At 43.3% G+C, this 13199-nt stretch carries 12 protein-coding genes and 1 pseudogene; 6 read left to right on the top strand and 7 right to left on the bottom strand.

From position 1 onward, the window contains the following. Positions 1-276: group II intron maturase-specific domain-containing protein (locus K245_RS25445; protein WP_035277644.1), on the top strand; the 276-nt coding region annotated here is incomplete at its 5' end. Positions 277-366: 90 nt separating this feature from the next. Here the strand turns inward: K245_RS25445 and K245_RS0118925 are convergent. The 4 genes from K245_RS0118925 to K245_RS0118945 all read right to left on the bottom strand — a co-directional run bounded on the left by K245_RS0118925 (position 367) and on the right by K245_RS0118945 (position 4155). Continuing rightward, positions 367-1260 carry an energy-coupling factor ABC transporter permease gene (locus K245_RS0118925; RefSeq protein ID WP_027360462.1) on the bottom strand — a complete coding sequence of 298 codons (894 nt, stop codon included), beginning with the start codon at positions 1258-1260 and terminating at the stop codon, positions 367-369. A gap of 601 nt (positions 1261-1861) precedes the next feature. Then, positions 1862-2932: a 4Fe-4S binding protein gene (locus K245_RS0118935; RefSeq protein ID WP_027360463.1), complete on the bottom strand. Its 1071-nt coding sequence runs from the start codon at positions 2930-2932 to the stop codon at positions 1862-1864. Positions 2933-3001: 69 nt separating this feature from the next. Then, positions 3002-3730 (bottom strand): flavodoxin family protein, encoded by a 729-nt coding sequence (locus tag K245_RS25450; protein ID WP_035277646.1) that lies wholly within the window; start codon positions 3728-3730, stop codon positions 3002-3004. Between the two features lie 71 nt (positions 3731-3801). After that, positions 3802-4155, bottom strand: a complete 354-nt coding sequence (locus K245_RS0118945) for a hydrogenase maturation nickel metallochaperone HypA/HybF (RefSeq protein WP_027360464.1) — start codon at positions 4153-4155, stop codon at positions 3802-3804. A 198-nt stretch (positions 4156-4353) separates the two neighbouring features. Here K245_RS0118945 and K245_RS0118950 point away from each other — a divergent pair, with 198 nt between their 5' ends. The 3 genes from K245_RS0118950 (at position 4354) to K245_RS0118970 (ending at position 9235) form a co-directional block, all read left to right on the top strand. Next, on the top strand, positions 4354-5922 hold the full coding sequence (locus tag K245_RS0118950) for a sigma-54 interaction domain-containing protein (protein WP_051284418.1): 1569 nt from the start codon (positions 4354-4356) through the stop codon (positions 5920-5922). Positions 5923-6541: 619 nt separating this feature from the next. Beyond that, positions 6542-8290, top strand: a complete 1749-nt coding sequence (locus K245_RS0118960) for a SulP family inorganic anion transporter (RefSeq protein WP_027360466.1) — start codon at positions 6542-6544, stop codon at positions 8288-8290. Between the two features lie 192 nt (positions 8291-8482). Next, positions 8483-9235 (top strand): hypothetical protein, encoded by a 753-nt coding sequence (locus tag K245_RS0118970; protein WP_027360467.1) that lies wholly within the window; start codon positions 8483-8485, stop codon positions 9233-9235. A 36-nt stretch (positions 9236-9271) separates the two neighbouring features. Here the strand turns inward: K245_RS0118970 and K245_RS0118975 are convergent, their stop codons facing one another. The 3 genes from K245_RS0118975 to K245_RS0118990 form a co-directional block, all read right to left on the bottom strand. Further along, on the bottom strand, positions 9272-9718 hold the full coding sequence (locus K245_RS0118975) for a heme-binding domain-containing protein (RefSeq protein ID WP_051284420.1): 447 nt from the start codon (positions 9716-9718) through the stop codon (positions 9272-9274). Positions 9719-9800: 82 nt separating this feature from the next. Then, on the bottom strand, positions 9801-10109 hold the full coding sequence (locus K245_RS0118980) for a hypothetical protein (RefSeq protein ID WP_027360469.1): 309 nt from the start codon (positions 10107-10109) through the stop codon (positions 9801-9803). A gap of 220 nt (positions 10110-10329) precedes the next feature. After that, positions 10330-12192, bottom strand: coding sequence for an ATP-dependent helicase (locus K245_RS0118990; protein ID WP_027360470.1), 1863 nt, complete (start codon positions 12190-12192; stop codon positions 10330-10332). Positions 12193-12683: 491 nt separating this feature from the next. Between K245_RS0118990 and K245_RS27425 the strand changes: the two are divergent. After that, positions 12684-12812, top strand: a pseudogene (locus K245_RS27425) (transposase); the annotation flags it as partial. A 183-nt stretch (positions 12813-12995) separates the two neighbouring features. Next, positions 12996-13199 (top strand): hypothetical protein (locus K245_RS27865; protein ID WP_027360471.1); only part of this gene is annotated, 204 nt, incomplete at its 3' end.

A 13199-nucleotide genomic window follows, 5' to 3' on the forward strand; every position in this document is an offset into this window, starting at 1 on the left:
AACTGCAAAAGCGTGTTTCACATGATGATGCGGTGGATACGCAGACGTCTGCGAGCCATCCAGATGAAGTTATGGAAGAAACCGAATAAACTGCACAGACGGCTCAGGCAGCTGGGGTATAGCGGCGAATTCCAGAGCATCAAAATGACATCATGGCGGAACTCGGCATGTCAGCTCAGCCACTGGGCAATGCCCAACAAATGGTTTGAAGAAATCGGACTGTTCGCGATGAATGAAATTCAAACGGGAGTGCTTCCTCTTTTTACAACGAGATAAGGATGAACAAGAGCCGTGTACGAGGCCCGTACGCACGGTTCTGTGAGAGGGATGAAGCAGACTTGATCAGCTGCTTCACCCTACTCGATTTTACGCTTTCTGCTTAAAAAGTTTTTCCCCGGCTTTCCCTGAAAGCCAGGAACATATGAATATAAGGAGTATGCCTGTTGATGCCGAAATCAGGCAGTTTGCCACAGGAATGGAGATTCCGGGCAAAGCGTAATCAGGTATAATACCATTGAAAAATGAGGATGCATTTTTAATGAATCCCAGTTTTTCTGCACTGTATTCAAGCCCGTCCGGGAGTTCGGATGCGAATGAGGCAAGCACCGCGGCTCCTGAAAGCATTGCAGCTGTAATGCCCGTCTTTTTTTTCATTTTTTCGGTTGATAATGTCAGAATCATAAGAAGAACAGAAATTACCGCCTCACCAATCCCTATCTTAAAATGAATTCCCATCATTGCTGTCATTAATTGTTTTAATTCCGCGTTTCCTGAAACCCATAGAATAAGGCTGCAAGAAAAAGCAGCAATGACGGTTGAAATAAGTGCGCCAATTCCAGTGGCAATATAATCCGAGGTTCCGTTCTTTGTGCTTTTCATTAAATTCATCACAAGGCTGCTTGAAAGAACTCCGGCTATGCCCATTACAAGGATATTTGCCCCGAGAGCGCCAAGGCCCCCGTCGCCGAATATGACTGACTGGATGGCAATAACAAGGGACATGGCAAGAATTGCCGGAGCGGTTCCAATGGCCCAGGTAGCGAATGCGGCCCCAAGGAAATGTCCGGATGTTCCCTGGGAAATCGGGAAATTGAGCATCTGAAGAACGAATATGGCTGATGTGACTGCAGTGAACTTCATTACAGAAGGCCTGTTTTCAGATCTTGCAACAGCATAGGCAGAGGCAGCTATAGCTCCTGTTCCAAGTGCAAGGGTAATAGGGCAAATGGCGCCGTGAAGCATTCCGTCAGGGATGTGCATATGTTCCTCCTATATATTTTTTTTGTAGAATCACTTTTGGGTTTTTACCAACTTTGCCAGTGCATAAGACCTGGCGGCAAACCGGTGCTTTCATGCGATCTTTAGAATCAATCTTTTTGGGCTATGTTCCCCAAAGCTTTTGATATTGGGTGACTTTTTGTAAAAAGTTCTTTGAGTCCCTTCAAAAACTTATGTTTTTATTATTGTCAGAAGCAAATGCCCTAAAGTTCTGTACTCACTGCCCATCTATCTAAAAGTTTTTGCGGAGCTTTTTTCAAAAAGCGACCCGCCGGAAGCATTCGGATCAATGTCGGATTACGAGCAAAGGACGCTCTAATCCGACCTACGAATTGGTCTTTTTTTAAGGCAATTTAACCATACAAGGCTCCCGGCTTAACGTCGGATTACGGACAAAGGGCGTCCTAATCCGACCTACGCATCCCTCTTGTTTTGATGACAAATTAACCATACAAGGCATTTCTTAACTGAAAATCTGGCAGAGCCACAAAAGACCCGCCGGCTATGTTTTTGTTTAAAATATTAATTAGTTACTGGAGTTAATAAAATATTCCACACTTAACGGGAATATAGTCTCTTTTTTTTACATGAATCCTCTCTCCTGCGCCATTCTTATATGCATTTCCATTGAATTTTCAGGAGGGTTGTAAAGATCTTCCTCTGGTTTTTTTACAAGAAACGCGGCCTCGGTAGGGCATTTTGTAACGCAGAGTCCGCAACCTATGCAGCGGTTAAGGTCGATTTCGGCCTTGTCTTCTTCTATTTTTATGGCCTCCATCTGGCATCTGTCCAGGCATATTCCGCAGCCGACGCATTCTTCGGTTTTAATTCCTGCGTAATACGAGCTTTTTACGGCTTTTGCAGGGCTTGGCTGCTTTTTAAGTGAATGTATCATCCCGCAGCAGTCACCGCAGCAATTGCATATGGCTCCTGCCTGTTTCGCATTTGCAGGCTGGAGAATAAGCCCTGCTTCGTCGCTCTGCTTGATGATTTCAAGGGCCTCATCAAGCTTTATTTCCCGACCGAGTCCGTTTTCTATGTAATAGTCTGCGGCGGCTCCGAACATGATGCAGGTTTCAACGGGCTTCCCGCAGTTCTGCCTTTCAGTTTTTTTCATGATGGTTCTGCACACGCACGGCGCAACCGCTATTTTTTTCTGAGCGTTCAGTATCGCAACAGCATCATCATAAATTGCTATGGGCCACTGGTCAACTATGTCCCTGTTTATGGGAATGGCTCTGTGATGAGGTGTGTCTAAGGCCTGCATTGTGGCAATGAAGGCTTCCTCGCCATAATTCGCAAAGTTTTTTGCAAGTTCGAGATCAGCCTCCACTCTTTTTACCTGGAATTCCATTATGCCGACAACAAATGGAATAGGCATGTAGTAAGTCTTTGTTTTGCTGCGATATCTGAAAATAAGGCCTTTTACGGACATATCGTAAAGGGTTTTTTCAAGAGGCTCAAGATCCTTTGCAAGTCTGACTGACAGTTGCTCAGGAGTTTCAGGGAAATGGGTCAGATCAAGGAAAATGCGGGCCTCTTCCTCTGAATAAAGCTGCCTGAGTATTTTAAGTTCAATTCCGCTTTGAGTTGCCGGATATCCTGAAGAAAAAGTGTCAATTCTTTTTCTCAGGCTTTCATACAAATCTTCCATGGATCCTCCGGGATTATCTTAATATCTTGTTTTATTTACATTTAAAAATATTTTTTCGAAAAACTGTGATCAGGAATGCAGGAATTTGCCATTTTTTATGCTTGCGTCCCATAGGTCATTGGCGCTCTGGTTGAAGAAATCCTTGGGGATGGGATTGTGTGCGACAGCTTCAAGTGTTTCTTCGGAAAAGCCTCTGTTTTTAACCAGTTCAATGCCTGCCTGTTTAGCCGCGCTCCTGACTTTTTTTACTTCTTCAGGCATGAGGTTTTCCAGATTCAGAAGATAGCTGAAGGGTCTTAAAACGGCTCCGAGATATTCTGCCTGAAAATTTTTGCAGATGCGTTTCATATGATCCACAAGTCCATCGAAATTATCCTTTTCATAGAATCCGCAGACACTCAAAAGCGCAATGGCCGGGATTTTTTTCAACCTTTTGACATGGCGGTTGTGACCGTCAACATTCTCTATATGCGGGTCAATCAGGGGGATCATTCGGTCTATTACGGTTTTCATCTGTGCTGTCATTCCGTCTGCATAAAGCGGAGTGCATACCATGATACAATCCGCTTCCTTTATTTTTTCAAGCAGAGAAACCATGTCATCCTTGTGGACACAGACACCGGGTGTTTTCACCCAGCAGTTGAAGCATCCTATGCAGTAATTTATCTTGAGTTTCTGGGAATATATCACCTCAACTTCAGCCCCCGCCTCTTTTGCTCCTTCAAGAACATTCTCCATCAAGGCGCTCGTCATGCCGTTTTTCATTGTCGGACTTGCGTTTATGGCGATGATTTTCATATATGATTCTCCATTTTTGCATACAGATGTTTATAAGCTGCAACGACAAGGTTTTGGCTCTAATTCGAAATTCAGGATATTATTATTGATTCAACCCTGAATTCCTTGCCCGAGATCAGGGTCAGTTCCCTGTTTTCTGAGCATTCCGGGCAGAATGTTCCAGCAGATTTCTCACCCGGGTCTTTAAAGGGTTTTTGGCATTTCTGGCAGAACCAGATTACCGGATATCTTCTGAAATCGAGATTTGCATTTTCTGCCACTGTCCCTCTGGTTATCCATGCAAAGTATTTGTTCATCCATTCAGGCTCTGCTTCGTGCATTACGCCAAGTCCTATCTGAACCGAAACAATTCTGGACGCTTCGTTTTTGCGGGCATAATCCAGGGCTATATCAAGGATTTTATTTGTCAGGGGCAGTTCGTGCAAATTTTTACTCCATTATTATGTGAATTTGACTCCGACCATTACAATTTTCATACCATCTTTGAAATATATGGTAATTTCATGGATTCTGGATTAAATTTAATTTTTAGCCGTCATATGTGAAGGGGCGTGCCGTTCTATTTGAAGGCCCTTCTTATTTGAAGGTTTTTTTATACAGAAACAAACCAGCAGGATAGCCTGATGTCTGATATGGGATCAAATTTTGATGAAAGCATTTATTTGCAGGAAATAACCCATCGCCTTTTCAGTAGCCTTAGAATTGAAGAGGCACTTCATTCATCTCTTCTTTATATGAAATCCTTTTTCCCAATTGATGCGATCAATGCGGGGGTTGCTGATTCTTCAAAGCAGACTTTAAGGTATCTGGCAGTATCAAATGTTGATGCAGGGATTCTTGTGGATGAGCGCATCCGTCTGACTTCGGCCGCCCTCGAAGACAGTCGCAGTTATAAACTTGGCACGGTCCAGATAGATAACTGTATTGCGTCGAGCAGGGTGGTTCAGGAGGCTTTTGCCCATTTTCTTTCTTCAGGGCTAAGCATACCAAGTGTTCCGCACGCAAACGAATTTTCCACCATGACAATTGCCTTTGGCCTTGGGAAACCATTTATAGGCTATTTTAATATGGTCGCAATTGGCAGGGACAGATACACGGAAATCCATAAAAACAGGCTGAAGCTTCTTGAAAGGCCGCTCACAGGCGCTATCCTCAACCTGATTCATCATAGGGAGGTTCTTTCAAAAAACGAGAGTCTTGAAAAAGTAAACGAGGATCTCCGAAGCCGCCTCGGCCATATGGCAGGGACAAAAATAATAGGCGCAGAAACTGGCCTCAAAAATGTGATGGACAAGGTCAGGCAGGTTGCTGCCACGGAAAGTCCTGTTCTGATAACAGGCGAGACAGGTACAGGCAAGGAACTCGTAGCCCATGCCATTCACGAGACATCATCAAGGGCCGGGAATCCAGTTGTGTGTATCAACTGCGGCGCCATACCGGAATCGCTTGCTGACAGCGAACTCTTCGGACATGAAAAGGGCTCTTTTACCGGAGCAGGGGAGAGAAAACGCGGGTATTTCGAGCAGGCTGAAGGCGGTACTATTTTTCTTGATGAAGTTGCAGAGCTTCCTCAGTCCGCCCAGGTTAAGCTGCTTCGAGTTCTTCAGGAAAAGAGTTTCCACAGGGTTGGCGGGCAGCGGGCTATCTCAGTCGATGTCAGGGTTATCGCAGCCACCCACAGGGATCTTTCCGAAATGGTTACGCTTGGCAGATTCAGGAATGATCTGTGGTTCAGGTTGAATGTATTTCCCATACATCTGCCTCCACTGAGGGAAAGAACTGAAGATATTCCTTTGATGGCCGATTTTTTTGCCAAGGCGAAGGCCAGGGAGATGAATCTTTCGTTTAGTCCTGTTTTTGCTCCTGGTGTTTTGGGGCAGCTTAAGGCTTATTCATGGCCCGGGAATATACGCGAACTTCAGAATCTCATCGAAAGGAGCCTTATCACCTGCGGAGGTTATCCACTTGCTTTTCCTGAGCTTAATATCAATTGGAACTCTGTGCCCGGGAATGAAATAACCGGTGTAAGCCATGAAAAATTCATGTGTTTGGATGCCATGATATCAGAATATATTAAAGGCGCTTTAAAATTGGCGGGGGGCAAGATTGAAGGCAAGGGAGGCGCAGCCGATCTTCTTGGGCTTCATCCTTCGACTCTCAGGGGGAAAATGCGTAAATATGGCATCAGGTGAAAAATTACTGTTACTTTATATATTTGCGGTTTCAGCCATGATTAGCTTTTTACCGGATAAATATTTGACAAGATGGCAAAAAGTCCGATTTCAGTCATTCCGGCGAAGGCCGGAATCCAGAAAAAATTGAAAATACAAAGATGCCGGCTCAAGTCGCATGACGCCGCTGCCTTATTTTGACTTTTTGTGAGTCTATCTATATTTATATTGATGTTGCAAAATTTTTTAAATTGTTGCATCTGAATTATTGTCGAGATAGTTAATAACTCAAGTTTTGCTTTAATATTGGTCTTTCAAATATAAAGAACTTTTTCAGGGAAAATGCCATGCCAGAGGGCGAGTTACAAAGTTTAATTCTTAGTTCATTATCTGTATTACCAGCTATTTATGATTATCCTGTCAGTTCACCGGTTGCCCTGCTTTTAATCCCCAATACAGGCCAGCACGTCAGATCTCCTTAAAAAATTCCCAATTGTTTAAAACCAATTCAGACATTTTGAAACCCTTTTTCGGCGATTAATTGCCAGGTTTTTCAATAATATTTTTTTATCATCATTCGCCGATTTAGAGATCTGTCTGGATTCATTTCAGAACGCATATATAAAGATTGGATAGTCGTATGTTTGCGCTTATCGAAGCTCATAAGGCAGGACTTTTTAAAAAAAATCAGATTTTCAATAATATAATATCAGGAATCATTGTAGGACTTGTGGCTCTTCCACTTGCCATGGCCTTTGCGATTGCATCTGGAGCCAAACCCGAGAGTGGAATCTATACGGCGATAATAGCCGGTTTCACTGTTTCTGTGTTTGGTGGCAGCAGGGTGCAGATAGCAGGCCCGACCGGAGCATTCATAGTAATTCTTTCCGGAATAACGGCAAAATACGGGTTTGCCGGTCTTCAGGTGGCCACAATCATGGCAGGAATCATTCTTGTTATAATGGGCGTGACAAAACTTGGCGGACTTGTCGGGTTCATTCCATATCCTGTTACCCTTGGCTTTACCGCAGGGATTGGAGTCGTCATTTTTTTCGGGCAATGGAAGGATTTCTTTGGTCTCCAGGTGTCAATGGCAGGGTTGCATCATTTTCACCAAAAGCTTTGGTGCCTTTTTCAAGCTTTGCCTGACATGAATATATATACGGCATTTCTTGGCTTGGCCGGGCTTCTTCTAGTCCTATTCACTCCGATCGATATCGCAAAGTATCTCCCGAGCCCTCTTGTTTCGATGCTTGTGGTAACTCTTATCCAGTTCGTTTTTAAATTCCCAGGCGTAGCCACAATTGGAAGCGCTTTCGGGGGAATACCTGCCGGATTTCCCGAATTGAGCATGCCGGATTTTGCTTCGGTTAATATTCTTGACCTGATAGGCCCGGCTTTAACTGTGGCCTTGCTGGGCGCGCTTGAATCCCTTCTTTCAGCCGTTGTCGCAGATGGTATGACAGGCAGCAAGCATGGGTCTAACCAGGAGCTGATTGGTCAGGGATTTGCCAATATTGTGGCACCATTTTTGGGCGGATTTGCCGCAACCGGAGCAATAGCAAGAACAGCCACCAATATCAAAAATGGAGGCTCGAGTCCCCTCGCAGGCATAATGCATTCCGTTACCCTCGTGCTGATAGTGCTTTTTATGGCGCCTCTTGCTTCATACATTCCATTATGCGCCCTTTCTGCAATACTCTTCGTGGTTGCATATAATATGAGTGAAATAAAGCATTTTATTGAGCTATCAAAAAATGCTCCGAAGAATGATGTCATAATCCTGCTCATAACTTTTTTGCTGACTGTTTTCGCTGACCTTGTCATAGCTGTGAATGTAGGGGTAATACTTGCGGCCCTTCTTTTCATGAAGAGAATGTCAGAGGCCGTCAAAATTGAATGCGCGGATAATGATCCGGCTTGCAATATGATTGAAGAGGCCCTGCTCGACGAGGCAACAAACGCCATTGACGCCATGGGGCCGATGGATGAAAAGGTTCCCCAGAGGGGGCTTCATGGAATTAAAAGGATCAAGGGCTTAATGGTTTATTCCATAGACGGGCCTTTCTTTTTCGGGGCTGTAAAACGTTTTGAAAGAACAATGAAGGCTTTGAGGACCGATATAAAGGTTCTTATAATACGTCTTGAGCATATGCCTTTCATAGACGCGACCGGTCTTCTTACTTTTGATAAAATGCTTGATCTCTTCAGGAAAAAAGGAATAAGAGTTCTTATCTGCGAGGCAAATGAAAGAGTTTCTTTGAGGCTCAACCAGGCTCATGTACTTGAACATCTGGGGTTCGAGAATTTTTTCGATAGCCTTGATTCTGCAATTAAGGCGGCGGATGAGGAAATTGCCATGAGAGCAGCTGCTGAAGGCGGTTCATGAAAATCAGACGTTAATCAATAACTGATGGTCTCGCAAAAAGTCAGAAAAAGGCATTAGTGTCATGCCGGACTTGATCCGGCATCTTTGTAATTTCAGCCGCTTCTGGATTCAGGCCTGCGCCGGAATGACGGTAATCGGACTTTTTTCGACCCTGTCAATACCTGAAATCGATGCGGAAATGGGGGAGTCAAGGTGCATATAAAAAGGCTGTTTTTTATATTTTTGTTGCCTCTTATGCTTGCCGTGTCATGCAGGCAGGAAGAAAAAGCTGTTTCAGCAACTCCTTTTGATCCTTTTCCGCTGGAAAAAGGTAATTTCTGGATTTATCAGGGAGATGTAAAATGGACTGAGGTGCCGGACAAGGTATTAAACAAAAATATATCCTGGAAAATGGAAGTTCTGGAAACGATCACAAGGGGGCATCTTTTTGCGGCTGTTCTCAAGGGACATCCCCATGATCTGGTCTGGTACGAAGGATATCAAACACCGGGTGATTATCTGATATTAAGGGTCGGGAATTCCAAATATTATATCCTTGATCAGCCAAGAGCTGATGAGGCGATTAAAAGACTGAAGAATATGGATGATTTTCTTGGCGATCTTGTCTCGGAAGATGACCTTTTCCTTGAATACCCCATCAGAAAAGGTGACGTTTTCGGGCAGGCTGCCCAGTTGACAAGGCCAGACATGTCTTATTTCTGGTTTGTGGAATCAGTTGATAAAATAAGGCCTGAAGGAATAAAAGGAGTTGCGCCCCAAAAAGAACTGGAAAAATATGTTTTGACTTTCCAGAGCGCTCCTGATCACCAGACTGTCGGGTTTATCCCCGGCGTCGGGATTTCTTCCTTTCTTTATATGCATCATGGGACTGTGGCCGAGGCTGATCTGAAGCTTGTCGAGTTTAAACAGACTTCAAAGGACGCAGAAACTAAAAAGACAAAGTAGGGAGCAAAGGCTGCCTTTTTATGCAGCCTTGAACTTTTAGGGCCTAACTCCTTTTTCAGGTTCAATCCATTGTTTTATGATCTTCTTGTCATAATCTGTAAGCTTTGCCTCAGGATGGGCCAGCTTATACTGGGGCAAGGGCATTTCACCTTTTGATATTTTTTCCAATATTGCCATTTTAATGCTTTGGTGTCCCTCTTCAGACAAATCCTTCCATATGGAAAAATTGAGGTATTCCCTTCCTTCATTCACATCGTTTGCAATAAGCAGGGACACGGGAGCTATCTTACTGTACCACGGCCATTTTGTTTCATTTGAGTGGCAGTCATAACATGCCCGTTTTAAAATAGAGCTAACTGCAGGAGGCGCGTCAATATCCCCGGTCACAGGAGGATTTGTCTTTTCCACGGGAATGAACTGAATCCCTGCAAAAATTGCGATGAGCACTGGTACGGTAATTTTGATAAGCTTGGATTTTGTCATTTTTCTTCTCATATAGGTTCAGGGAATCATTTAAGTTAAAGTTGGTGAGAGAGACCTGGGCCTCTCTCTTTTTTTTGATGGTCTATTTGGGGCAGAGAGTATTTGAGTCTGCCTTCAAAGAAGCAAGATACTCGGCCGCAGCCTTTTGCTCGGCATCATCCAGCTTTGCGCCCCTCTTTACCATGCTCTTTACAAGTGCTTCCCACTGGCCAGCATCTTTTTTACCGACCTTTTTGCAAACTTTGTCAATCTTGTGACAGGCCGCACATTTTGCGATGATAAAAGCATCATCAGCAGTGACGTCAGCTGCTTTTTCCTCAGCTGAAACAGACATGATTGATAAAGATGCAAAAAAAAGAATGGACGCAATGATCATGGAAGCTTTTTTCATGTTTGACTCCTTGCTTTGATGGTTGTTTACCGATGATTTTGAGCTGGGCAATTGCAGGTGCATATAAAAATGTTTAAAGATTTTAGAGCAATTTTTAAGAAGCTGCAAAGAATAAAAATACCATGCCCGGTTTTTCAGTTGAGATGAAAAAAAATAGGGAGGTATTTGATAATACACAGATGCCGGAGCTGATCCGGCATCACGATTATTTAATCAGATTTTATCTTGATCTTCTGTGATCCTCAATCTCATATAAAAATCTGCTTTTAAGGCCTGGCTGTCCTTTTCTGTATGCTGCGCTGGTCAAAAAAAGTATTTTTTCTGCTCTGGTCATTGCAACGTACATCAGCCTTCTTTCTTCTCTTATTTCATGCTCGCTTTCCATGGATTTCCAGTGGGGAAACAGATTTTCCTCACATCCGGCTATGAAAACAGCACTGAACTCAAGGCCCTTGGATGCGTGTATCGTAAGAAGGTTTACTCCTTTTGTCGGACTCTCATCATCTTCTTCATTTTTGTCCTCACGAATGAGCGCCGCTTCTTCGAGATACTCTACAATGGTGTTGACCTGGCTTGCGGAAAAAATCAGCTGTTCAATGTTTTCTTTTCTTGATGTGAATTCCGCGTCCCCATCCTTGCATAGATTTTTAAGGTGATCATAGTAGCCCGTCCTGCTGATGGCCTCTTCGACAGCCTTATCCGGGGATTTATCCCTGATACTGTCAATTATTGATAAAAGCTCTGTTATTCCGGCATGGATTTTTGGTGGCAGAAGTCTTTCCCTGACCATGTTTCTGGCAGCGTCCTGGAGACTTTCATACGGCTTTTTCGTGTCCCCTATTTTTTTGACCATTGCGGGCCCAATCCCTCTTTTGGGCGTATTCAGAATTCTTTCGAAAGACACATCATCCTTTGGATACACAGCAGCAGAAAGATATGAATTTATATCCATGATTTCCATTCTCTCGAAAAAACCTTTTGAGCCTATGAGCTGGTACGGGATTCTGTACATTCTGAATATTTTTTCAAAAGACAGTGAGCAGAATTTGGTTCTATAGAGAACCGCCATTTTTTCGTATGGGATCCCCATGTCCCTCAGAGTCTCGACTTTTCTGGCCACCCATCCTGCTTCGTCTGAATCGCTGGAAAACTCATGAACCTCGACTATTCCCCCCTTTTTGTCTGAAAAACATTCTTTTTCCATTCTACAAGGGTTGAGGCTTATTATTTTCCCTGCGGTTTTTACAATTTCGTCGGCGGATCTGAAGTTCTGCTCAAGCTTGAATATCCGGGCGCCGTCATATTTATCAGGGAAGGACAGGAAGTGGTCGAGATTACTTCCGCGGAATCCGTAAATGGCCTGCCAGTCATCCCCTACACAGAAAATATTCTCATGGCCGAGGAGGAGTCTGGTGATTTCTTCCTGGAGGTTATTGGTATCCTGATATTCATCCACAAGGATGAACTGGAAAAGATTTTGATAGATTTTTCTTATTTCCGCGTTATTTTTTAAAATATTCCTCGTAAGAAGAAGAATATTGTCAAAATCAACGCAGTTTCTTTCCTTAAGCGCCTTTTCGTATTCATTGAATACATCAAGAAGCCTGATATGACCCATCCTCGGATTTTTTGACAGGTATTCATCCGGATTCCCGGAGTTTTTGGCTGCGGAAATGCTGTAAAGAACATTGGATGCATGTTTTTTGTCCATGTTTAGACGCACCAGGATTTCAGTGACCGTTTTTTGCTGGTGGTATGGAGTCATAATCTGGATCGGGTGATGGTATCCAAGCTCCGTGCAATGTGCTTTAAGTATTACAAGGCATGCAGAATGGCAGGTCCTTACCCACGGAAAACTCGAAGGTGAAAGGCCTGTCAGGTCTGTGAGCCTTTTTTTCATTTCCCCTGCCGCTTTGTTTGTGAATGTTATTGCGAGGATTCTTTCGGGTTTGAATCCCTTTTCTATGAGGTACTGGATTTTTGCAGTCAGGGTTCTTGTTTTGCCTGATCCTGCTCCGGCAACAACCAGGGCAGGTGCGCCTATATGTTCAACAGCTTTTTTTTGGGCTTCCGTAAGATTCATTTTTTTTCCAACCTTTCATTATTTTGCCGGACAATAACAGTCATTTTTATGGTTTGCAATAAGGAGGCGATGATTCATTTTTTTCGATATGTCGTAATATGCATGCCATAAGTCAAAGTCATCAACTTAAGGTCTCGCCGCTGAAAATTGTTTGAGGGATGACTATTGAGCATCACAGGTCAGAATTTAAAGATAATGTTTTTCATTATCAGGGTTTGCCTATTAACGAGAATATCAGATCACGGATTAAATCGGCCTGTGAAAAAGTAGGCATAGCTTACGCAGCAAAAATGAGAACGGTTTTGTCTTTCATGATTTGCGGCATACCTTTGTTGCAAATATGCGTAAATTGGGTGTTTCAGAGTCGATCGTAATTAATCCTAAGTAAAGCCCCGGCTCTGCCGGTGGACTCACAGAGTTTGACAGATTCTGGAATAAGAAGATGTCTCCGATAACTGAACCGCCTAAAGTTCAAGTTAAAGGAGACTTCAATGAGTGACATAAAAAGCCTAAGCCATAGTGCCTGGGAATGCAAGTATCATGTAGTATGGATTCCAAAGTATAGAAAAAAGACTATTTATGTAGAATTGAGGAAATACTTGGGAGATGTATTTATAGACTGGAGTTTAGAGTTTCATAAAATCAACGAGTAGCTTTACTCATAAAGGATAAAAAAAACAGCAAAAAAGTCTTGACAACAAGGCCCAAAAAAGTTGCCGAGCCTTAAACATCTATAAATCTCTAATAAGGTGTTTAAGGCGCGGCAATCCGGAAAGAAAAAACCAAATTCTTCCGGAGGCCATATGTCAAAAAACAAAGAATTGGGATACTCCAATATCCCTCCAATACTGTTTGAACTCATAACATTTATAGCTGGTGCGCTACCGGTCAGATCAATCCCGACTTTCATAGAGCTTTTGATAGGGGCGATGCTGACACAATCTGGCTTCGTAACAGACGCTTTTTTGATAATCAATCCTCTTCGAAACTGGACAACATATTATAAA

The sequence above is a fragment of the Desulforegula conservatrix Mb1Pa genome (genome assembly GCF_000426225.1).
GTDB lineage: Bacteria > Desulfobacterota > Desulfobacteria > Desulfobacterales > Desulforegulaceae > Desulforegula > Desulforegula conservatrix.